General features: G+C 71.8%; 19 protein-coding genes and 1 pseudogene. 9 read left to right on the top strand and 11 right to left on the bottom strand.

What is annotated here, in order from left to right; translation table 11 throughout:
- Positions 1 to 100: 100 nt before the first annotated feature.
- The gene (locus tag OG446_RS02110; protein ID WP_328892384.1) at positions 101 to 553 is read right to left on the bottom strand and encodes an SRPBCC family protein; all 453 of its coding nucleotides are present in this window, start codon (positions 551 to 553) and stop codon (positions 101 to 103) included.
- Between the two features lie 53 nt (positions 554 to 606).
- A complete protein-coding gene (locus OG446_RS02105) occupies positions 607 to 1,449 on the bottom strand; it encodes a DeoR/GlpR family DNA-binding transcription regulator (protein ID WP_328892383.1) in 843 nt (280 codons plus the stop codon).
- A 182-nt stretch (positions 1,450 to 1,631) separates the two neighbouring features.
- Here OG446_RS02105 and OG446_RS02100 point away from each other — a divergent pair.
- A pseudogene (locus tag OG446_RS02100) lies at positions 1,632 to 4,000 on the top strand (hypothetical protein); the annotation flags it as partial.
- Here OG446_RS02100 and OG446_RS02095 read toward each other — a convergent pair.
- The 5 genes from OG446_RS02095 to OG446_RS02075 all read right to left on the bottom strand — a co-directional run bounded on the left by OG446_RS02095 (position 3,973) and on the right by OG446_RS02075 (position 9,605).
- The gene (locus OG446_RS02095) at positions 3,973 to 6,405 is read right to left on the bottom strand and encodes a right-handed parallel beta-helix repeat-containing protein (protein ID WP_328892381.1); all 2,433 of its coding nucleotides are present in this window, start codon (positions 6,403 to 6,405) and stop codon (positions 3,973 to 3,975) included. The pseudogene OG446_RS02100 and the gene OG446_RS02095 sit on opposite strands and share 28 nt — an antisense overlap.
- A 152-nt stretch (positions 6,406 to 6,557) precedes the next feature.
- Positions 6,558 to 7,160 (bottom strand): Rv1733c family protein, encoded by a 603-nt coding sequence (locus tag OG446_RS02090; protein ID WP_328892380.1) that lies wholly within the window; start codon positions 7,158 to 7,160, stop codon positions 6,558 to 6,560.
- Positions 7,161 to 7,292: 132 nt separating this feature from the next.
- Entirely contained in the window at positions 7,293 to 8,117 is an 825-nt protein-coding gene (locus tag OG446_RS02085; RefSeq protein WP_328892379.1) for an MOSC domain-containing protein, read from the bottom strand.
- A gap of 46 nt (positions 8,118 to 8,163) precedes the next feature.
- A complete protein-coding gene (locus OG446_RS02080; protein ID WP_328892378.1) occupies positions 8,164 to 8,646 on the bottom strand; it encodes a DUF6643 family protein in 483 nt (160 codons plus the stop codon).
- A 416-nt stretch (positions 8,647 to 9,062) separates the two neighbouring features.
- Complete coding sequence (locus OG446_RS02075; protein WP_328892377.1) at positions 9,063 to 9,605, bottom strand: NUDIX hydrolase; 543 nt, start codon at positions 9,603 to 9,605, stop codon at positions 9,063 to 9,065.
- Between the two features lie 676 nt (positions 9,606 to 10,281).
- Between OG446_RS02075 and OG446_RS02070 the strand changes: the two genes are divergently transcribed.
- The 3 genes from OG446_RS02070 to OG446_RS02060 all read left to right on the top strand — a co-directional run bounded on the left by OG446_RS02070 (position 10,282) and on the right by OG446_RS02060 (position 12,592).
- Complete coding sequence (locus OG446_RS02070) at positions 10,282 to 10,404, top strand: hypothetical protein (RefSeq protein ID WP_328892376.1); 123 nt, start codon at positions 10,282 to 10,284, stop codon at positions 10,402 to 10,404.
- A 180-nt stretch (positions 10,405 to 10,584) separates the two neighbouring features.
- Positions 10,585 to 11,082: a DinB family protein gene (locus OG446_RS02065; protein ID WP_328892375.1), complete on the top strand. Its 498-nt coding sequence runs from the start codon at positions 10,585 to 10,587 to the stop codon at positions 11,080 to 11,082.
- A 157-nt stretch (positions 11,083 to 11,239) separates the two neighbouring features.
- Positions 11,240 to 12,592 carry a TerD family protein gene (locus OG446_RS02060; RefSeq protein WP_328892374.1) on the top strand — a complete coding sequence of 451 codons (1,353 nt, stop codon included), beginning with the start codon at positions 11,240 to 11,242 and terminating at the stop codon, positions 12,590 to 12,592.
- A 16-nt stretch (positions 12,593 to 12,608) separates the two neighbouring features.
- Here the strand turns inward: OG446_RS02060 and OG446_RS02055 are convergent, their stop codons facing one another.
- The gene (locus tag OG446_RS02055) at positions 12,609 to 13,781 is read right to left on the bottom strand and encodes a glycosyltransferase (protein WP_328892373.1); all 1,173 of its coding nucleotides are present in this window, start codon (positions 13,779 to 13,781) and stop codon (positions 12,609 to 12,611) included.
- A 58-nt stretch (positions 13,782 to 13,839) separates the two neighbouring features.
- On the opposite strand from OG446_RS02055, the gene OG446_RS02050 reads away from it, so the two are divergent.
- Positions 13,840 to 14,625: a glutamate racemase gene (locus OG446_RS02050; RefSeq protein WP_328892372.1), complete on the top strand. Its 786-nt coding sequence runs from the start codon at positions 13,840 to 13,842 to the stop codon at positions 14,623 to 14,625.
- Positions 14,626 to 14,694: 69 nt separating this feature from the next.
- Positions 14,695 to 15,258, top strand: a complete 564-nt coding sequence (locus OG446_RS02045) for a hypothetical protein (RefSeq protein WP_328892371.1) — start codon at positions 14,695 to 14,697, stop codon at positions 15,256 to 15,258.
- A 15-nt stretch (positions 15,259 to 15,273) separates the two neighbouring features.
- On the opposite strand, the gene OG446_RS02040 is transcribed toward OG446_RS02045, so the two are convergent.
- Positions 15,274 to 16,371, bottom strand: a complete 1,098-nt coding sequence (locus tag OG446_RS02040) for an O-antigen ligase family protein (protein WP_328892370.1) — start codon at positions 16,369 to 16,371, stop codon at positions 15,274 to 15,276.
- Between the two features lie 195 nt (positions 16,372 to 16,566).
- Here OG446_RS02040 and lnt point away from each other — a divergent pair, with 195 nt between their 5' ends.
- Both lnt and OG446_RS02030 read left to right on the top strand, forming a co-directional pair.
- The gene (gene lnt, locus OG446_RS02035) at positions 16,567 to 18,162 is read left to right on the top strand and encodes an apolipoprotein N-acyltransferase (protein WP_328892369.1); all 1,596 of its coding nucleotides are present in this window, start codon (positions 16,567 to 16,569) and stop codon (positions 18,160 to 18,162) included.
- 30 nt (positions 18,163 to 18,192) lie between these two features.
- Entirely contained in the window at positions 18,193 to 18,675 is a 483-nt protein-coding gene (locus OG446_RS02030; protein WP_328892368.1) for an NUDIX hydrolase, read from the top strand.
- Positions 18,676 to 18,732: 57 nt separating this feature from the next.
- Here OG446_RS02030 and OG446_RS02025 read toward each other — a convergent pair whose 3' ends face one another.
- Positions 18,733 to 20,121 (bottom strand): MFS transporter, encoded by a 1,389-nt coding sequence (locus tag OG446_RS02025; protein WP_328892367.1) that lies wholly within the window; start codon positions 20,119 to 20,121, stop codon positions 18,733 to 18,735.
- Between the two features lie 689 nt (positions 20,122 to 20,810).
- Between OG446_RS02025 and OG446_RS02020 the strand changes: the two genes are divergently transcribed.
- Positions 20,811 to 20,960 carry a hypothetical protein gene (locus OG446_RS02020; protein ID WP_389257002.1) on the top strand — a complete coding sequence of 50 codons (150 nt, stop codon included), beginning with the start codon at positions 20,811 to 20,813 and terminating at the stop codon, positions 20,958 to 20,960.
- A 279-nt stretch (positions 20,961 to 21,239) separates the two neighbouring features.
- Here the strand turns inward: OG446_RS02020 and OG446_RS02015 are convergent, their stop codons facing one another.
- Positions 21,240 to 21,743 carry a hypothetical protein gene (locus OG446_RS02015; protein ID WP_328892366.1) on the bottom strand — a complete coding sequence of 168 codons (504 nt, stop codon included), beginning with the start codon at positions 21,741 to 21,743 and terminating at the stop codon, positions 21,240 to 21,242.
- Between the last annotated feature and the right edge of the window lie 71 nt (positions 21,744 to 21,814).

Here is a 21,814-nt window from a genome sequence, read left to right as displayed (position 1 = left end):
GCGCACACCATAGCTGGAGCGCCGCCAGATGTCGCCGAATCCGCCGCCCCGGTCACGATGCGTTACGCGGCGCGTGCCGCGTCCCTCAAGGCCCCGGCACTCAGCGGTACGGCTGAGCCGGCCTGTCCAGCATGGAGTCCAGGACCCGGCCGAAGATCCGCCGTCCCGCGCCGGCGATCAGGGGGTCGCCCCACCGGGGCAGCAGCCGGAGGGAGAGTTCCTCCACCCACACCACATGGGAGCCGGCGTGGGTGGGATACACATCGATCGAGGCCCGGCCCCGCACCACCCGGCCGCGCTTCTCCAGCCGGCACATCCCCGCCCGGCTGCCGGCCGGCGGCGACCACCGCACCACTTCCATCGGATCGTCGAAGGCCAGCGGACCGATCCCCGTCCGGGCCACGAAGACCGTCCCGATACGGGTCGGCAGCCCGGTGGGCACCGTGATCGTCGTCAGCGGGACCTGCGCGGCGTGCCGCTCCCAGTCCGTCACCCGGCGCCAGGACTCGGCTGCGGGCAGAGGGGTGAAACGCTCGATCCGGAAGACGGCCACACGCCGATCCTAGGACGTCATGGCCCCGGCGCGAGCTGAGCGGAATCCGGTGCTCAGTCCTGAGCCGGTTCGCTGCTCGCCGCCCGGCCCGCCACCACGAGGCCGGGCAGATGCTCCTCGATCTCCTCACGGGCGCCACCGGACAGACCGGCGTCCGTGACGAACGTGTGTACCTGCTCCAGTGTGGCGAACGAACTCAGCCCCACCGTGCCCCACTTGGTGTGGTCCGCGACCACCACCACCCGTCGCGCCGACTGGACGAACCGGCGGTTGGTCTCGGCCTCCGCCAGATTCGGCGTGGACAGCCCGCCCTCCACCGAGATCCCGTGCACACCGAGGAAGAGCACATCGAAGTGGAGCGAGGCGATCGCCCGGTCGGCGACGGGGCCGACCAGCGAGTCGGACGGGGTCCGCACCCCGCCGGTGAGCACCACCGTCGCGGCACCGGGCCGCGAGCCGGGCGAGCCAGGACGCTGCGCCGCATGGAACACGTCGGCGACCCGCACCGAGTTGGTCACCACGGTCAAGTCCGGTACGTCCAGCAGATGCTGGGCGAGGGCGTAGGTGGTGGTACCGCCGGAGAGCGCGATGGCGCTGCCGGGCACGGCCATCGCGGCGGCGGCCCGTGCGATGTCCTCCTTGGCGGACAGTTCCAGCGCCGACTTCGCCTCGAAGCCGGGCTCGTGCGTACTCGCCTCGACCACGGGCACCGCGCCGCCGTGCACCTTCTCGATGACCCCCTGGCGGGCCAGCGCGTCCAGGTCCCGGCGGACGGTCATGTCGGAGACGTTCAGCTTCCGGGTCAGTTCATTGACCCTGACCCCGCCGCGTCTGCGCACCTCGTCGAGGATCAGCGCACGCCGCTGCTCCGCGAGCAGATTCTGATTCTCGCTCAACGCTGTGCCCGGTCCTTCCCTCTGGCCGTGCGGCAGTCCATGTCGACGGCTCATCCTGCCACGCGGTGTCGCGGGCCGCCGCACTGGGGAGATTCGGTAAGAGCGGTGCGGACACCCGGAGCCATCCAGCACTCTGGTGACCGGCCATCAGCCGCGTCCCCCTCCGAGAGCGAGTCACCCCCGTGCCACCTGCCACCCCGGCCCCGCAGAGTGAAGGACCCGCACTGGAGCTGCTGGTCCACGGCGTGGGCGGAGCCACTCCCCAGGAGATGCTCGTCGATCCGCGCACGGTCCGCGTCACCGGTGACGCCACCGCCGCCATCTACCGGCGCCCCGGCGACGTCGACGCGGAGGCGCACCCCGAGCGCTACCGGGACCGGCCCATCCCCGAGGCGTACTGCTGGTCCAACCTGACGTCCGGCAACGGCTCCCGCGCGCTGTGGCTCCTGCTCCTCCCGTTCATGGTGATCAACCTCGCCCACTGGATGCGCCCGGCCGCCATGCGCCGCCCCCGGGCGATCCGGCTGTACGGCGTGCTCGTCCGGCTGGTCGCGCTGAGCCTCACCGTCCTGCTGACCGCCGCCGTCTGCGAGGTCGCACTCGATCTGACCGCCTGGCAGTGCGCGGGCGTAGCGGAATGCTCCGACCAGCGGTCGTGGCTCGGGTTCCTCTCCGCAGCACAGGGCGGCTGGTGGTCCCAGCCCGGCCGCCGCCTCGCCCTCGCCGCCCTGGTGCCGACCGCGCTGGTGGTGCTGCTCTGGTACCTGTCCAACCGGACCTGGAGCGCGTACGAGTCCCAGCGCCCGCTCACCGGTTCCGACCCGGACGACGCACCGCCGCCGGCCCCCGGAGCGGACGCGGCCCCCGTGGTGCGGCCCGCGCTCGGACGGCCCGGGTTCTGGTACGGACGCCGGCTCGTCGCACGCCTGCGTGCCGCCCATACCGCCGCGGGCTTCCTCACCGTCACCGCGTTCGTCACGGGCGCGGCGGCCCGCCGGGACCGCTCGGCAGCCGGGCCGGTGCCCGAGGTGTTCGGCCTGCTGATCGAGGCGGCCCTCGTGGCGGGCGCGCTCGTGGTGCTCGCGGTGGTCTGCCGGCGCGGACGGAGCGAACGGCGCCTCGACAACAGGATCGACCGCGCCGTCGTCACGTATCTGCCCGCGACCGCCCTCGTACTGCTCGTCCTGGCGGCGGTGCACGCCGCCTGGTCGCGCCCCGGCTGGGTCTCCGCCGGAGCGCTTCCCGGCGACGTCATGTTCCGCGTCGTCACCCTCGCCCAGGGCGCGCTCGTCGTGCTCCTCGCCGTCGTGGCGCTGGATCTGTACCGGCGCAGCCCCGAGCCGCGCACCGTGATGCGCGGGCTCGGCGGCCCCGCCGTCGCGATGCTGGCCTGTGCGCTCGGTGGTGTGATGACCGGTGGTGTGGCCCAACGGGTCGCGGACTGGCTCGACGGCCCCGGCAGCCCCGGGATGGGCCGCAGCGCCCTCATAGAAGGGCCGCCTGTGCTCCTGAGCTGGCAGGCCTCCGTCATCCCGGTGCTCCTGGCGCTTCTGGTGATCCCGGGCCTTGTGCTCGGCCTGCGGACGTACCGTGCGGCCCGCCGGCTGGAGCCGCTGATCGACGCGGAGTACGGGCAGGAGCGGCCCGACCCCGCGCGCACCAGGCAGATCGCCCGGATCCGGGCCACGGCCGCGCTCACCGACTCGGCGGCCGGGATGCTGGGCCTGCTCTCCGGGGCCACGCTGCTGCTCGGTGCGGGGGCGGTCGGCGGCGCCTGGGCGAGCGGTCAGGTACCCGGCCTCGCGATGGACGGCAGCACTCCCTTCGTCGAATCGGTGGCCGAGGCGGCGCAGTCCACCGGCTCCTGGCTCATCGGCTTCGGCTTCCTGGTGTTCGTCGCCTGCGGGCGCCGCGCCTACCGGGACGCCTCGGCCCGCCGCACCATCGGCATCCTCTGGGACGTGGGGACCTTCTGGCCGCGCGCCGCACACCCCTTCGCCCCGCCGTGCTACGCCGAACGGGCCGTCCCCGACCTGGCCTCACGCATGTCCGGCTGGACCGCGCGCACCCGCGGCCGGCTCGTCATCTCCGGCCACTCCCAGGGCAGCGTCCTTGCCGCATCGGCCGTCTGGCAGCTGCCGGCCGAGACCCGCGGCCGGGTCGCGCTGCTCACCTACGGCTCACCGATCGAACGCCTCTACGGGCGCTGGTTCCCGGCCTACTTCGGGCCCGTCCAATTGCACGGGCTGCGCCGGTCCGTGCACTGCTGGCGCAACCTGTGGCGGGCCACCGACCCCATCGGCGGCGAGGTCCGGCTCGGCGAGGAGTCCGGGCCGGAGGTGGACCGGGGCCCGCTGAAGGACCCGCTGGTCTACGGGCGCACCCCCGAACACCCGCTTCCCGAGCCGGTGCTGGGGCACTCCGACTACCAGGCGGACCCCGTGTTCGCCGAGGAGCGGGCCGCACTCCTGGAACGGCTCGTCCCCGTCCTGCCCCACCAGGCGGGCGAGTCCGGCAGCGCGGTCAGGGGAGTTCGGGAAGGTCTTCCGGAAACAGCAGAGTGAGGTCGTCCGTGCTCGTCTCGGCGAGCTGCGCGACCCGGCCCGCATGCCGTTCGACCATCGACTCGAACGTCTGGCGGGCCGTGCGGCCGTTACCGAAGGCGGGCCCCTTGGGAAGCTCGGTGAAGTACTTCAGCAGGGCCTCCCCGGTCCCGGACGCCAGGCTGTACTCCTGCTCCTCGGTCTGCTGCTCGACGATACGCAGGAGCTCACCGGGCTCGTAGTCGCTGAAGGTGATCGTGCGTGAGAACCGGGACGCCACCCCGGGGTTGACGGTGAGGAACCGCTCCATCTCGTGGGTGTACCCGGCGACGATGACGACCACCGCGTCCCGGTGGTCCTCCATCAGCTTCACCAGGGTGTCGATCGCCTCCCGGCCGAAGTCCCGGCCGGAGTCCTCGGGCGACAGGGCGTACGCCTCGTCGACGAAGAGCACTCCGCCGCGGGCCCGTTCGAAGGCCTCCTGGGTGCGGATGGCGGTCGAGCCGATGTGCTCGCCGACGAGGTCGACGCGGGACACCTCGACGAGGTGGCCCCGCTCCAGCACCCCGAGGGAGGCCAGGATCTCGCCGTACAGCCGGGCCACGGTCGTCTTGCCGGTGCCGGGGGAGCCGGTGAAGACGAGATGGCGGCGGACCGAGGCCGCCTTGAGCCCGGCCTGCTGACGCCGGCGGCCCACCTCGATCATGTCGGTGAGCGCGCGCACTTCGCGCTTGACGCTGTCGAGCCCGACCAGCGCGTCCAGTTCACCGAGCACATCGGCGGACGTACGCGTGGGCTCGGCGGGCACCTCGACCGCCGCGGGCTCCACCGCGCGCGGCGCGGGGACCGCCCCCAGCAGCCCCGGCGTCGACTGGGTGGCCGTCAGGACGGCGGGCGCCGGGGGAGTGGCGGACCGCAGACCGCTCTCGTCGCTGGTGCAGTCCTCCACGACCGGACCGGTGGCCGAGGCGTCACCGTGTGCCCCGCCCTCCGCGAACTCGTATCCGCCGCGGGCGCACCGCTCGGTGCGGCAGCGCGTCAGCGTCGTACGGCAGCCGTCCATGACGTGGAAGCCGTATCCCTCGCTGCCGGTGACGCGGCAGCTGTGGAAGGTGCCGCGTCCCTCGGCCGACACGTAGAAGCCGGCTTCGGCGGGGGAGGTGACGGTGCAGCGCTCGATCGTCGGGTCGGCGCCCTTGGTGACGATCACGCCGGTCTGCACCGCGTCGATGGTGCAGTTGTTCAGGGTGCCGCCGCTGCCGTGGTCGCGGAACCAGGCGCCCGTGGACGCCTCCCGGATCCGGCAGTCGTCCAGCTGCGCGGTCGCCCCGTCGCTGACCGACACCGCCGTGTTGCGGACCTGGGACAGATCGCTGTCCACGACATCGGCGCGCGAGCCCCGGTCGAGGACGAAGAGGGCGTCCGGCACGTCATGGACGCGGCACGAATCCAGTATCACGGTGGCCCCGTCGCTGACCCAGACCGCGGGGTAGTCGCCGGTGCTGTCGTGGATCTCGCACTGGTTGGCGTCGACCCGGGTGCCCGGGTCCCAGACGGAGAGCCCGTTGCGGCCGAAGCGGCGCACCGTGGAGCGGGTCAGCGTGAGGACGGAGCGCGACCGCAGATCCACCGCGTTCTCGGGGATGTCGTGGATGTCGCAGTCGGCCAGCGTGAGCACCGCGTCGGTGTCCAGCGTGACCCCGTCGGCGGAGGTGCGGTGCACCGTGCAGTCGGTGAGATGGGCGGCGGCGCGGGCCGACACCTGTATCCCGCTGCCCTTGATCTCGTAGATCTCGCAGCCGACGGCCTCCAGACCGCTGCCCTCGCCGGTGACGGACAGGCCCGCCCCCGAGGCGTGGTGGATCCGGCAGCGTTCCAGTCTCGGATGCGCGCCGTCGCGCACCGAGACACCGGACTGCCCGGCGGAGACGATCTCGCACCCCTCGAACACCCCGCCCGCCCCGTCGAGCACGGCGATGCCGACACCGGCCGGATTGTCGACGGTGCAGCGGCGCACGGTGGGCCGCGCCGCCCCGCGGACCTCGATGCCGGCGGCCGAGCGTGTCACGATCCGCAGGTCCGAGAGATCCGGGGCGCCCTCCTCGACCAGCAGGGCAGGGGCTGCGGAGTCCTGGCCCTCCACGTGCAGGTCATGGACGACGGCGGAGGCACGCAGGGTCAGCGGGACACCGTCGACGGGGGCGATCCGCACGGAACCGACGGAGCCCTCGGGCCCCCGCAGGGTCACCGCGCGGGCGATGACCAGATTCTCCCGGTAGGTGCCCGGCGCGACGGTGAGCACATCACCGTCCGCCGCCGCTTCCAGAGCCGCGGTGAGGGAGGCGTACTCGCCTGTGCGGCGCCGCCACCGCGATGTGCCGGTGTGCGTCACCTGGACCGTGCCCTGTGCCATGGCGCTGTTGTGCCCCCACCTCGTGCGTGTGTGAAGCCCGTGTCACCGGCCTCGCGGCAGCGATCACCCGGGGCCTGCCCCGCAGGAGTGACGGGCGGGCCGGTCCACCGTAGCGCGCGCGGAGGGCGGGAGTTGACCCGATGAGCAGCTCCTCAGCTGCCGGTGCCCGTCCTGCCCCAGTCGGGACCGGCCTCGGCCCATGCCCGGTCCAGCCGCTCGTACCGCCGTTGCACCATGCGCCATACGATCAGACGCCGCCCGCCCTCGATCAGCAGCACGGCCGTCATCGTCGCGCCGAAACCCGCCAGCGCGGCATGGGTGCGGGCCGTCGGCGCGTCCATGGGGCGCGGCGCGGGGTTGCCCGCCAGGTCCGTCCAGATCCTCACCTGTGCGCCGGCCGCGGTGTCGCGCGAGGCGGTCGTCACCGTGGCGCTGCGCGCCGTTCCGTCCGGGGCGTGCCAGCGGGCGAGCACCGGGGTTCGCGCCCCGCGGTCCGTGGAGACCTCGGGATCGGTCGTGAAGTGCCGGGCGGCCGGGCGCACCACGACGGCGGTGGTGAGCCGGCGGTCGGCCTGCTGCGCCCGCACCGATTCCTGAAGGGCGTCGTCGGCGAGCGAGCCGCAGAACCAGCCGAGCGCCGGCGCCGCCACGACGAGCAGAAGCAACGCGACCAGAGCAACCCACGCCTCGCACCTGTCCGTGGCGCGGCGCAGTGGGTTGTGCCGCCAACGCCAGACTCCCGTGAGCGCTCGCACAGTCCCGCACCCCCTTCCGTATCCGTCATAACCCGATACGGCGCGTTCCGCGCGCTGGCGCGTCGAAGAGAGAGCAACCTCACCCGGCCAACGTGCCGCGCGGCACGTTGAGTTCCCGGTGTGCGGGGGCCTTCAGCCCAGAATGCGCACCGGGTCCCCGACCCGGATGACGCCCGTCGTGTCCGGGATCAGATTCTGGCCGAACAGCAGCTCCTTGCCGGACCGGCGGTGCCGGGCGAGGGTGCGCAGAGGTTCGGCGCCCCGGCGGGCCGTGTGCTGATCGGTCGTGGTGATCACACAGCGGGCACTCGGCTTGACCACGCGGAACGTCACGTCGCCGATCGAGAGCCGCGTCCACGCGTCCTCCGCCCACGCGGCCGTGCCGGCCACGACGGCATTGGGCCGGAAGCGGTCCATCGGCACCGGCCCCTCACCGGGGTGGTCGCCGCCCGCGACGAGCGAGTTGAGCGCGTCGAGCGAGGCGAGGGTGGTGAGCAGCAGGGGGTAGCCGTCGGCCAGGCTGACGGTCTCACCCGGCCGGGCGTACGCGGGGTCGATGAGCCTGCGCCGGTCCGGCGCGTCGAGATGAACCAGCCTGACCTCGGCCCCGAGGCAGGCACCCAGCCAGGCGTGGGCCCGCGGCGCCGCCTCGACGACATCGAGCCGGCTGCGATGCAGCAGTACGTCCGTCATCTCCCGGGGCTCGGGAACCTCCACGGCCAACGACGCGCTCCCCGGCGCGCTCAGCACGATTCCGCCGCCCGGCACCGGTGTGGCGGAGATCAGCGCCATGCGGGGCTGCTGACGTTGTGTGACCACCTTGCCCGCGGTGTCGACGAGCATCCAGCGCCGGTCGCCGTCGAGTCCCCATGGCTCGACGGCGGCCTCGTCCACCGTGCACGCGGCCAGCGATTTGATCGGGTGAATGTAGACGGCACTCAGTTCGGGAGAGGGCATGCCTCCATCCTGCCAGCCGCTCCCCGCAGACCTGCCGCTGAGCTGCCTAGTAGCCCCGGCCCTGGTACGGGCGGTTGTACGGGTCCTCGTACGGGGACTGCGCGGGCGCGGGCCGTGGCGACGCCGGGCGCATCGACTCGTAGCCGGTAGTCGGCGCGGGCCGCTGCGGCTGCTGGTACTGCTGGGGCGACTGCTGGTAGCCGCCACGCCCCGCGGACGGCTGCTGCGGGATGTACGGCGCGGGCGCGTGCTGCAGTTGTGCCGGCTGCATCGGCGCGTAGCCCTGCTGCGCCATCGGCTGTTGGTAGCCGTACGACGGATTCGGCTGGGAGGGTGCCGCGGGCAGGGCCGGCAGGGCCGACGGGAGCGCCGGGAGGTAGCTGTTGCCGGTGTCGTACGCGGCGGGCACTCGGATCGGTGCGATCTGAGGCGTGCCCCGCTCCGCGACCAGGGAGTCGTAGATCGGGGTGTCGGGGAACGACGGTGCGGCGTAGTAGCCGCCGCCGTAGGTGGAGCGGGGGGAGGTCATGGCACCTAAGTTAAGCCCACGATGTGCTGATTGGGGAGTCCCAATCTTGGGGTTATCCGTTTTACGCTGCTTTTGTCAGCCTGACATGCCAAGACACCGTTAAAGCCACCGTTAACAGCGAGGGCTTTTCCGTTGGAGAGCCACTGAGGTCAACAAGAAGTGGCGGTTGCACTACAAAGGGCGACATCGGCTCGGTGTGTGCCCGAGCGCAGGGCTTCGGCCCCCGGGCGCCCGGAACCTCGCGACGGTGAGGGGCGCCGACGGCAGCCGGCCAGAGGCCACTGCGCCTCCTCCCGGCAGTACCTCCCACCTGCGCCTCAGCCCGGTTCGCGCGTGCTCGGCCCGGCCGCCCGGGGAAGCCCCGTCGCGCGGGTGCTCTCATCGGAGTGGCATGAACCCATGATCTCTTTCGGCTGTCACGTCTCCCAGTCCCATGAACCGAAGTAGGCCGCCGTGCCGGTGCGACGGGCTTGCGCCACCGCGTCCAGTCGGACGAAATCCCGCAGCGGCATGAGCGCCCGCCATTCAGACAGGGGAAGCACGCGGGCCTGATCGTGTTCGGCCGGGTCCAGGACAAGGGAGTGGATCTGTTCGTCGGTGAGCCGGCCGCCGTCGAAGACGAAGCCGATGGTGGCGTAGGGCCATTCCGCCCCTGGCTGACCGAACACCGACGCGAGGAGTTCCGCAGGCCCGTCGTAGACGATCCCGGTCTCCTCCCGGCACTCCCTCAGGGCCGTCTCCCACGGCCGCTCGCCCGGATCCATCGTTCCACCGACGAGCTGCCACGGATGGGTCCGTGAGTAAACCGCCCTCAGCTGAAGCGGGTTGTCGCGCTCGTCGGTGAAGTACATGCACGCGAAGGCGGTCGCCTTCATCACCGTCTCGGCGTACTGCTCCGGCGGCAGCCATCCCGGGCTCACCGCCTGACCGTTGCCGCCTGCGTGCAGCTCTTGGCTCATGGACCGGGCGTGCGGCAAGGAGTTCCTGCCTTTCTGGCGGGTCTCGGCTCGTGCGGCGGGGTGGGCGAGGGCAGTCCCGTCGAACCAACGCGCACATGATTCCTTCGGTTACGGGCAGCACTTCGACGTCGCTGCCCCGCTGCCCGGCAGGGGCCCGGACGGGGCCGGCGGACCCCGACCGTCCCGGTCCACGTGTGTCTGCGGGCGCACCTGCGGCAGCCCGGATCTCACCACAGCTCCTTGACCGCATGATGTCCCGCCGCCCCCCGGCGGCGGGCGGTTGTACCGGACCGGCGATCTCGTGGGCACGAACGCGGACATCCCGCGCCGGCCCGGCTCTTCGTCTCCTCCCGGATCGCTCCGCACGGCCGACCCCGTGGCCGCTTCCTGGAGATGAGGGACGCCGAACTGGCCGACGAGGTGCGCACCCTGATCGTGGAGCCGGGCGGGTAGCCGCGTCCGGACCTGGTCGAGCCGGGTCTTGAGAACCTCCGTGCCGACGTGGAGACGAACAAGCGCTGCCACCGGCCGCACCCGTCGGACTTCCCTGCTCCGTCACCGCGCTCGGCCGGGACCAGGGCGCCGAGGCCCGACCGCCGCCCGATGGGTTCCCGGACCGACTGGCGCGAAGTCATGTTCCGGGTCCTGGAGGGGTCCGCGCGATCGCTTCACGGAGGTGCCGACCGACCTCATGGACACCCTGCTCGCCGACCTCGCTCCTGAAGCGGGGCGATACCCGGCAACGTTCGTGAACGAGAAGGCCGAGGAACGGCCCGCCCGTGGCGCCGCAGCGGCCTGATCGGCCGTTTCCGTTCGGGCCGCTGCGGCGCGCTCCGAAGTCAATTCGCCCAGACCCGGTGGCCGGTGACGGTTTCCGGCCCGGTGCCGCCCGGCACAGAACCGATGGCCGCCGTCACGTGGCCGTTTGTGGACTGAAATGCGCGCGTCCAGGCGCACATGGGTATGCGAGCATCCTCCAATGACACGTACTGATATGCCGTCCTCGTGGGACGAACGAACCATGCTGGCGACCTTTCTCGACTACGCGCGAGCCACGGCGATTGCCAAGTGCACAGGCGTGGAGGACGCCGGGAAGGCGCCTCTTCCGTCATCGCCGCTCATGACCCTGGGCGGTCTCCTCAGCCACCTGAGGTGGGTCGAGTACTGGTGGGTCCAAGTCATCTTCCTCGGAGAGGAGGACCACGGACCTTGGACGGAGGAAGACCCCGACCGGGAAATGCGTATCGGCGCGGACATTCCCCTCGCCACTCTGCTGGAGGAATACGAGGCGCAGAGCGCGCGCTACCGCGAATTGATCGCGGCGACCGATCTGGCGGCCACGGCCAAACGCCCGGTGAGGGACGACGTCCACGTCACTCTGGGGTGGATCGTGATGCATCTGATCGAGGAGACGTCCCGGCACAACGGGCATATCGACATTCTGCGTGAACTGGTTGACGGAACCGTCGGCGATTGACGCCACGGTTGATTCCGGTCCGGGCGTCGGTTCACGACGTCAGGCGGGTTCACGAGGGCCACCCGCAGGTCCATGCGTCCGTTCGCGCACCCCTGTGGGCCTCGTGGCGGGACGGGCATTAGGTTGACCGGGAGAAGTCTCGGCAGCCGGACTCGTGATGGGGGCGAGCATGACCATGCTAAAGGGAACCAATGTTCCAGTGGCGGCTCAGGCCGTGCGCGTCGAACTGGGGTGGCGCGCCGCCCCCGGGACTCCGGACGTGGACGCCTCGGCGCTCCTTCTCCTCGGGTCCGGAAAGGTGCGCAGCGACGCGGACTTCGTCTTCTACAACCAGCCGGCCCACGCATCCGGGGCGGTGCGTCACGAGGGCAAGCGGACCGCTGCCGGAGCGGCCACCGACACGCTCGCCGTCGACCTGGCCAGGGTCGAGCCCGCCGTCGACCGCGTGGTGGTGGCAGCCTCTGCGGACGGGGGTTCCTTCGGCCGGGTGAGCGGCCTCTACGTACGGATCACGGACGCGGCGAACGGTGCGGAACTGGCACGTTTCGACAGCACGGACGCCACGGTCGAGACCGCATTCATCCTCGGCGAGCTCTACCGGCGCCAGGGCGCCTGGAAGTTCCGGGCCGTGGGCCAGGGGTACGGGACCGGGCTCGAAGGACTCGCCACGGACTTCGGGATCTCCGTCGACGAACCACAGCAGCCCGCGCGGGCGCCTCAGCCCCAGACGCCCTGGCAGCCTCAACCACCCCATCCGGCAACGCGGGTTGCCGCCACGCCGCCTCCGCCGCAGTACCCCCAGCCGACGCTCGCCGCCCCCATGGCGCCGCCGGTCCCTCCCGCACCCCCGGCGCCGCCCGTCACCCAGCCGGTCCGCCTCACCAAGGTGACGCTCACGAAGGAGGCGCCCTCCGTCTCGCTCGCGAAGCAGGGCGGGACCTCGGGCGCCATGCGCGTCAACCTCAACTGGGAAGTGCGCAAGCAGTTCAAGGGGTGGGGCAGCAAGCTCGGCAGGGCCGTCGCCCACCACGCGGATCTCGACCTCGATCTCTGCGCCCTGTACGAACTGACCGACGGCCGCAAGGGAGTGGTGCAGGCACTCGGCAACGCCTTCGGCGCTCTCCACCAGCCGCCGTACGTCCAGCTCGACGGCGACGACCGGACGGGCGCCGTGGCCTCCGGGGAGAACCTGACGATCAACCTCGACCAGAAGGACAGGATCCGCCGGCTCCTGATCTTCGTCACCATCTACGAAGGCGCCCGGAGTTTCGCGGATCTGCACGCGACCGTGACCCTCCAGCCGCAGCACGGCGCGCCGATCGACTTCTCGCTGGACGAATGCACCGTCCCCTCGACGGTCTGCGCGCTCGCGCTCCTCACCAACACCGGCACCGACCTCACCGTGCAGCGGGAGGCCCGCTATCTCGTGCCGCAGCGCGGAGTGAGCCCGCAGCGCACCATCGACCAGGCGTACGGCTGGGGCATGAACTGGACACCCGGCCGCAAATGAGGCCGGGGGACGCCGGTCACTGATCCGGTGCGGCCTCGGGACGGGCGTACGTACGCCCCTTCCAGGCCGCACCGCGGCCGCGGTAGTGCTGCACCGCCGAATCGACCGTCATCAGGAGATACAGCAGCGCGGTGAACGGCAGCAGCGGGGCGAGCCACAGCGACTGCCGGTAGTACCCCAGCACCGGCATGTACGTCCCGGCCATCACGGCCCAGGCCGCGCCCCCGGCCCACGCGGCCGACGGATCGCCGGCCGGCAGCCCCGCCACCAGCGTCACGGGCGGTGCCAGGTAGATGACCGAGAGGCCGATCACGGTACCGAGCAGCACCAGCGGATTGTGCCGCAGCTGGGCGTACGCGCTCCGCGAGACCATGCGCCACAGGTCGGTCAGGTGCGGATACGGCCGCACGCTGTCCACCCGCTCCGCCAGCCCCAGCCAGATCCGGCCCCCGCTGTCCTGCACCGCCCGGGCCAGGGACACGTCGTCGATCACCGCCTGCCGGATCGACTCCGGCACCCGCGCCCGCACCGCGGCCTCGGTCCGCAGCAGGACACAGCCGCCCGCCGCTGCCGCCGTCCGCGCCCCCGCCCGGTTCACCCACCGGAACGGATAGAGCTGGGAGAAGAAGTAGACGAAGGCCGGCACGACCAGCCGCTCCCAGACGCTCTCCACCCGCAGCCGCGCCATCTGCGACACCAGATCGAAGCCGCCCGACCCGGCGGCCGCCACCAGCTCCCGCAGACTGTCCGGCTCGTGCGCGATATCGGCGTCCGTGAGCAGCAGGTACTCGGGCTCCCGGGACCGGGCCAGCGCGATCCCGTGCCGGAGGGCCCAGAGCTTGCCCGTCCAGCCGGGTTCGGGCTCCCCGGGAGACACGACGGTGACCGGCAGCCCCCCGCACCGCACGGAGAGCTCGCGGGCCAGGGCGCCGGTGCCGTCCTTGCTGCAGTCGTCCACCAGGAAGATCTCCGCATGTCCCGGGTAGTCCTGGGCCATCAGCGACGGCAGGCTCACCGGGAGCATGTCGGCCTCGTCACGCGCGGGCACCACGATGGCGACCGAGGGCCACTGTGCCGGGGCCGCGCGGCTCGGCAGCCGCTGGTCGGTCCGCCAGAAGAACCCCTGCCCCAGCAGCAGCCACACCCACGCGACAAGCGAACCCACGGCGATCCAGGCAACGGCGCTCATTGGCCGAAGTCTGCCCCACTGAGCCGGGTCCGCAAGGGCGGTCGACTATGGTGACCGGGTGAAGATCGCGCTCATGGACTCCGGAATCGGCCTGCTCGCCGCCGCCGCCGCAGTACGCCGGCTGAGGCCTGACGCCGATCTGGTGCTCTCCTCGGACCCCGGCAGCATGCCCTGGGGTCCCCGGACGCCCGAAGACGTCACGGCCCGCGCCCTCGCCGTCGCCCGCGCCGCCGCCGACCACCGGCCCGACGCGCTGATCGTCGCCTGCAACACGGCCTCCGTCCACGCGCTGGCCACGCTCCGGGCCGAGCTGGAGCCAGCGCTGCCGGTCATCGGGACCGTCCCCGCGATCAAGCCGGCCGCCGCGTCCGGCGGCCCGGTCGCGATCTGGGCCACCCCCCTCACCACGGGGAGCCCGTACCAGCGCGGACTGATCCGCGACTTCGCCGGGTCCGCGGCCGTCACCGAGGTGCCCTGCCCCGGACTGGCCGACGCCGTGGAGTACGCGGACGAGGCCGGGATCGAGAAGGCCCTCGCCGCGGCCGCCGCGCTCACCCCGCCCGATGTGCGGACCGTCGTGCTGGGCTGCACCCATTACGAGCTGGTCGCCGAACGCATCCGCGGCGCCGTTCAGCAGCCCGGCCGGCCGCCCGTCGTCCTGCACGGTTCCGCGGGCGCCGTCGCCGCCCAGGCCCTGCGCCGGATCGGGGCCGAGCCCGCTCCGTCGGCCGAACCCTCCTCCGGACTCGTCGTCCTCCTCGGCGGGCACCCGTCCGCGCTCCCGGAAGCCGCCCTGGCCTACGCGGAAGGGCGCGGGCTCGTCGCCGTCAGCTCCGCCCGCTGACCGTCCGGCGACCCGGCGGGAGCCGCGCGACCCATCCCCTCGCGCGGATTCTTCAGTACGCTGCTCAGCATGGAGGACCACCCCCGGAAACCGGTGCGAACCGGTGCCGACACCCACACCGCCGTCTGGACCGGCCGGGCCACCAACCGGACCCAGTGGGTGCTCGCTGCCGCCGGCGCCGCCTGCCTGGCGCTCGGCATCCAGCTGGCCGTCAGCTCCACCTGGACCTCCGGCATCGCCCCGCTGCTGATGTCGGTGATCGGCTGCGTGGCGGCCGGACTGCTCATGCTGTTCGGCACCCTCGCCTTCGTGAACGTGGCGGTCCGCGTCGACGGCGACGCCCTCGAAGTACGCTGCGGCCACATGGGCCTGCCGCGCCGCCGGATCCTGCTCACCCATGTGGTGGGCGCGGAGTTCGCCCCTCAGGTCACCCCTCGCCAGTGGGGAGGCTGGGGCTACCGCTGGCGCCCCGAGCAGGGCACGGCCGTGGTCGTGCGCCGGGGTGAGGGGCTGGTGCTCAGGCTCGGTGACGGCAGGACCTTCACGGTCACGGTCGACGACGCCGAGGCGGGCGTCCGGTTCATCCGCGACCGCCTCCACCTGCCGTCCACCGGAGCTCCGGCCGGCGCCTGACCGGCCCGCTGACCCTCACAGCCCGGCCGGGTCGGCCTGTGGTTCCTGTGCGGGCACACCGTCGCCGCCGTGCGGCGGCCGTTCGCCACCGTGGCCGTCCGCCTCGATCGGCCGCCTGGCCGACGCCAGTCCCGCGAGCAGCCCCGCCCCCGCCGTCACCGGGGTGAAGCTCAGCGCGTTGCCGGCACTCGCCAGCACCGCCAGAGCGGTGAGCGCGGCCCCGGCGGTCAGAGCGACCGCGGTGCTGCGCGGCGAGCGCCACAGTACGTACAGCAGCCAGCCGAACGCGGCTCCCAGCAGCACCACGCCCACCAGCCCCTGCTCGGCCGCCTGCTGCAGCACGGCCGAGTGCGGCTTGCCGTCCGAGCCGAGGGTCTGCCGCGCGGTGGGGCTCAGCTCGGCGAACCGGTCCGGGCCGATGCCGAGAACCGGGTGCTCGCCCGCCAACCGCGCGGCGTCCTCCCACAGCTGTACCCGGTTGGTGGTCAGCGGGCCCTCCAGCGAGACAGTGAGGCCGTCGGGCAGCACGTCCTCGGCCACCGCCCACGTCACCCCGACCGCCAGACCGGCAGCCAGCGCAAGACCTGCGAGACCGAGCAGCCGGCCGCGCATCCTGGCCGCAGCCAGGGAGCAGAGCAGAACGCCGACCGCCGCCGTGAACCCGGCGACGGAGCCGAGTCCCAGCGAGGCACAGGCCGCACCCAGAGCCAGCAGGCGAAGCGTGAACCGCAGCGAGTCCCGCCTGGCGGCGGCCGCCGCGCAGCAGGCCGCGCCGGCCGCCAGGACCAGCAGGGCGGCGGACGCACCGGTGTGCCCGGGAGCGGTCTCCACGGCGGCCGTCGCGCCGGGCATGCCATGGCGCCAGACGACCGTCATCACGAGAGCGGCCAGGGCGGCGACGCTCGCTGCGGCCACCGGCAGCAGCGTGCCGCAGATGCGCCCGCAGGCGAACCCCGCCGCGACGGCCAGCAGCGCGAGCAACATCCCTTCGGGCCGGGTCTCTCTTCCGGCCGCGCTGATCAGCGACCAGATCGCACAGGCTGCGAGGATCAGCGCCCCGGCGGCGTCCGACGCATTGCCGCCCTCGTGCCCCCGCTCTGCAGGTGCAGCCATCACGTCCGTCCCCCGGCCTGTGACTGTCCCGTCCGCGAGGGCCGGATCCGGCCCGGTCGGCGGGGGACTGGCGCACAGATTAACGGCCACGGCGGTCATATGTGCAGGAGATGCGGAGAAACGATCCGGCAGCGCGGGTTCCGCCACCGGGACGGGGCTCCCCGTGCCCTGGTCCGCCACCGTAGACTCCGCCGGGTGAGCACCACCATCGCCCAGGTCGGCGACCCGCAGATGCCCGACTCCGCCCCCCGGGCCCGCCGCCTGCTGCCGCGCCTCGCACGGCCCGCCGCCGCCGTGTTCTCCGGGGTGCTGCTCTACGCGAGCTTCCCGCCCCGGCCACTGTGGTGGCTGGTCCTGCCCGGTTTCGCGCTGCTCGGCTGGGTGCTGTTCGATCGCAGGTTCCGTGCCGCGTTCGGCCTCGGCCTGCTCGCCGGACTCGGCTTCATGCTGCCGCTGCTGCACTGGACGGGTGAAGAGGTCGGGCCGGTGCCGTGGCTGGCCCTCGCCGCGGCCGAGGCGCTGTTCATCGCCGTGGGCTGCATCGGTATCTCCGCCGTGTCCCGGCTTCCCGGCTGGCCGATCTGGGCGGCAGCGGTCTGGACGCTCGATGAGGCGCTCCGCGCCCGGGTGCCGTTCGGCGGCTTCCCCTGGGGCAAGATCGCCTTCGGGCAGGCCGACAGCGTGTTCCTGCCGCTCGCGGCGCTGGGCGGCACCCCGCTCCTGTCCTTCGCCGTGGTCCTGTGCGGCTTCGGCCTCTTCGAGGCGGTCCGCCGCTTCCGCATCCACCGCACGACGGGCGAACTGCCCCGGATCGCCGCCGCCGCGACCGCCGCCGCCGTCCTCGTTCCCGTCGCCGCGGCCCTCGCCTCGCTGCCACTGGTGGACGACTCGGCGGAGGACGGCACCGCGACCGTCGCCGCGATCCAGGGCAACGTGCCGAGGCTCGGCCTCGACTTCAACTCCCAGCGCCGCGCCGTCCTGGACAACCACGCCAACCGCACCGAGCAGCTTGCCCGGGACGTGAAGGCGGGCAAGGTCCCGCAGCCCGACTTCGTCCTGTGGCCGGAGAACTCCTCCGACCTCGACCCCTACCGCAACGCGGACGCGAGGATCGTCATCGACGACGCGGTGAAGGCGATCGGTGTGCCGACCGTGGTCGGTGCGGTCGTCGAACCCGACACCGGCAACCTCCGCAACACCCTCATCCAGTGGGACCCGGACAAGGGGCCCGTGGCCACGTACGACAAGCGCCACATCCAGCCGTTCGGCGAGTACATGCCGATGCGGTCCTTCGTACGCGTCTTCAGCTCGGACGTCGACCGGGTGCAGCGCGACTTCGGCCCCGGCAGGAAGGTCGGCGTCTTCGACCTGGCGGGCACCTCCGTCGGGCTGGTCACCTGCTACGAGGCCGCGTTCGACGACGCCGTGCGCGACACGGTCGAGCACGGCGCCCAGATGATCGCCGTGCCCAGCAACAACGCCACCTTCGGCCGCAGCGAGATGACCTACCAGCAACTCGCCATGTCCCGGGTACGCGCGGTCGAGCACAGCCGCTCCGTGGTCGTTCCGGTCACCAGCGGTGTCAGCGCGGTGATCAGTCCGGACGGCACCGTCGTCCGGAAGACGAAGATGTTCACGCCGGACGCCCTGGTGGACGAGGTGCCGCTGCGTTCCTCACTGACCCCGGCGACCCGGATGGGCCCGCTCCCCGAGGGCCTGCTGGTCCTGCTCGCGGTGATCGGCCTCGGCTGGGTGGCGACGCGGGCGGTGCGCGCCCGGCGTGCTCGCTGAGCAGACAGGCACGCCACGTAGGGTCGGGGCATGGCCATTCCTGACTTCATCCGCGAGATCCGTGCCACGGCGGGTCAACAGTTGCTCCTGCTGCCCGGTGTGACCGCCGTCGTCTTCGACGACGAGGGCAGAGTGCTGCTCGGACGACGCGCCGACACCGGCAAGTGGTCGGTGATCGGAGGCATCTCCGAGCCCGGGGAGCAGCCCGCGACGACGGCGGAGCGCGAGGTGTACGAGGAGACGGCCGTGCGCTGTGTGGCGGAGCGGGTGGTGCTCACCCAGGCACTGCCTCCCGTGCAGTACGAGAACGGCGACCGCTGCCAGTACCTGGACGTCACCTTCCGCTGCCGGGCCACCGGCGGCACGGCCCGGGTCAACGATGACGAGTCGCTGGAGGTGGGCTGGTTCCATGTGGACGCGCTGCCCCCGCTGCAGGAGTTCGCGCTCTTCCGGATCAAGCAGTCGATGACCGACGGCCCCACCTGGTTCGAGCCCTCCACCCCGCAGACGTGAGGGAGGGCCGGGCGGCGCTGCGCGCCACCCGGCCCCCGGACCGTCGCGGGTCAGACGCTACGCACCACTGCGTGCCGCGTCCGCCGGCCGCTCCGCGGACACGTCCTGCGTGGGACCGGGGTCCATGTCGGCCAGGTCCCGGTGCCGGGTCTCCTTGGTACAGACGACGGCCACCACGGTGATGAGCGCGGCAGCGATCACGTACAGCGCGATCGGTGTCGAACTGCCGTAGTCGGCGAGCAGCGCGGTGGCGATGAGCGGTGCCGGGGCACCGGCCGCGACGGACGAGAACTGGGCGCCGATCGATGCACCCGAGTACCGCATCCGCGTCGCGAACAGCTCGGAGAAGAAGGCCGCCTGCGGTGCGTACATCGCCCCGTGGAAGAACAGCCCGACCGTGACGGCGAGGAGCAGGCTCCCGAAGCTCCGGCTGTCAATCAGCGCGAAGAACGGGAACATCCAGAGCCCCACGCCGACCGCGCCGACCAGGTAGACGGGCCTGCGTCCCACCCGGTCCGACAGGGCACCCCACAGCGGAATGACGGCGAAGTGGATCGCCGACGCGATGAGAACGGCGTTGAGCGCCGTCTGCTTGCTCAGATCGGCCGATGTCGTCGCGTAGACGAGGATGAACGCCGTGATGACGTAGTAGCTGATGTTCTCCGCCATCCTGGCGCCCATGGCGGTCAGCACGTCGCGCCAGTGGTGCCGGAGCACGGCCACGACCGGCATCTTCTCCGTCGCCCCGGACGAGGCCCTGCGCTCCTCGGCCTGTGCCAGCGCGGCCTTGAACAACGGCGATTCATCGACAGACAGACGAATCCACAAACCGATGATCACCAGCACCCCGGAGAGCAGGAACGGGATGCGCCAGCCCCAGGCCTCGAAGGCCGAGTCCGACATGAGCGCGGTGAGCGCGGACAGCACCCCGGTGGCGAGCAGCTGCCCGGCCGGCGCACCGGTCTGCGGCCACGAGGCCCAGAACCCGCGGCGCTTCGCATCACCGTGCTCCGACACCAGCAGCACGGCCCCGCCCCACTCACCGCCGAGGGCGAAGCCCTGGACCAGCCGCAGGACGGTGAGCAGCACCGGAGCGGCGACCCCGACGGTTGCGTGCGTCGGCAGGAGCCCGATCGCGAAGGTGGCCCCGCCCATCATCAACAGGCTGAGCACCAGCAACTTCTTGCGCCCGAGCCGGTCGCCGTAGTGCCCGAAGACCAGTGCGCCGATGGGGCGGGCGGCGAAGCCGACCGCGTACGTGAGGAAGGACAGCAGGGTTCCGACGAGCGGCTCGGAATCCGGGAAGAACAGCTTGTTGAAGACCAGGGCGGCCGCTGATCCGTACAGAAAGAAGTCGTACCACTCGATGGTCGTGCCGATGAGGCTGGCGGCGACGATGCGGCGGAGGTTGGAGGCGGGTGGGGGAGCGGTTGCCGGTTCGGCCATGGGTACCACTTCCGGGCGGTGGGCGGGGACGGGGACGTGTTGCCACACCGTAGGAAGGGGCAGGTCAGGGACGTATGTGGTGGGACACCATAGTTGGAGTGGCGGGGGTGCGGGCCGGCGCTACGGGGTCGTGATCGGGAGCCGAATTCGTCGCGTCGGGCGGGCCTGGACGGGGCTGCCCGAGTTGCACGTTTCGCCATAGTTCAGTGGGGCGGTGCTGACTCCCGTGCTGACTTGGTGCTGACTAAAAGCACACGTCATCACCCGTGCTCACCCCTCCCGTGCTGACTTGGTGCTGACTACGCTGCGTTGCAATCGGGCAATTGGGTGTAGAGCAGACGGCTGCAGCTTTCGTTTGAAGGCGACCTCGAAGGCTGATTCACGGCAGCAGAGGAAGGGCTGGCAGGGGCCATCGGCAGCACGCGGGCGTGCGTCGTGCGCTGGAGCTGCCACGCGCGGAGGGAGTCGAAGCAGTCGATGCAGCTTTCGATCGCCGGCCGAGAACGTTTGCTGGGGAGCGGTGTCGCGTCGGGATCGGCCACCGCCGAGCGGGCCATCCGGGGCGTAGTCGATGCGATCAAGGTTGCCGTAGCTTTGCGCTGAGATTGTTCGGGGGCCAGGCTGACGACCTGTTGTCGCGTATCGCGCCCACCCGCGGTTCGCCCGCTATGAATTGGTGGTGGAACTTCGTGGGCAGGACCCAGGACGATATCACGCAGGCCCGCGAGGACTGGATGAACGGTGATCGGTTCGGCACCGTACATGGCTATGACGGCCCGCCGATCCCGGCTCCCGTGCTGCCGGACGTGGCGCTGAAACCTCGTGGACGCGTGCGCTGATCTGCGGTTCTTCGCTTGCGCGGAGTGCGGCCTGCTTTTCGGAGGTGGGCCCTGTGGGGGTAGGCGTGCAAGCGGGGCGAGACCGCCCCGGAGGGCGCCTGCTGCTAGGTGGGGCTATCTCATCTGTGTCAGCGTGTTTCCGTGTGTGCCAGGGCGGATGCTGACTTAATGCTGACTTTCCTGATGGGGTGTCAGTTGAGTTCGATCGTCGGCCGGGGTGCTAAGACCTGTCCCGTAACTGGTCAGGGAGAGTAGCTGCCCCACGGCAATCGGGCTGGCTCAGGCTTCGAGGCGGCCCGGTCGCCTTGCCGATCGCCGCAGGGTTTCCCGCCACTCGTCCCTCACATCGCGGGACTCATCCAGGGCAGGATCGCGGCTTCCGCCTGGTGCATAGGCCGGGGAACGGTCAGCGCGGAGCGGCACATGGGCGCAGTACCAGGCCCGCTCGGCGCCTGCCTGCTCGGCGGCCGTACCGGTCCGAAGGTAGTCGAGCAGCGCGGTCATGACCCGCCGGCGGCCGAAGACATAGACCGCTGGTTCGACGAACCAGCGGCAGAAGCTGGGGTCCGGATCGTAGACGGCTGCGGCCGTCAACGGGGCGAAGAACTCTTCGGGCAGGTGTGCGCGTTCGAGCAGTGGCTTGCGCAACGCGTGGGCCAGGTGCCGTGCGCGGAGTGCTTCCGGCACGTCGGCCGCGTCCCCGAGATCCATCAGTCGCGCCACCTCGGTGGCGCACGATAGGAATGTGCGTACCGCTGCCTCGTTGTGCTCTTGGTCTGCCACGGCGACATTCTGGACCGACTCAGGCCGAGAGGGTACGGGACGGTGGTCGCTTCTCATCGGGTGAAACGATC

The sequence above is a fragment of the Streptomyces sp. NBC_00236 genome (assembly GCF_036195045.1).
In the GTDB taxonomy this organism is placed as follows: Bacteria; Actinomycetota; Actinomycetes; order Streptomycetales; family Streptomycetaceae; genus Streptomyces.
This window is presented reverse-complemented; position numbering and strand designations above follow the sequence as displayed.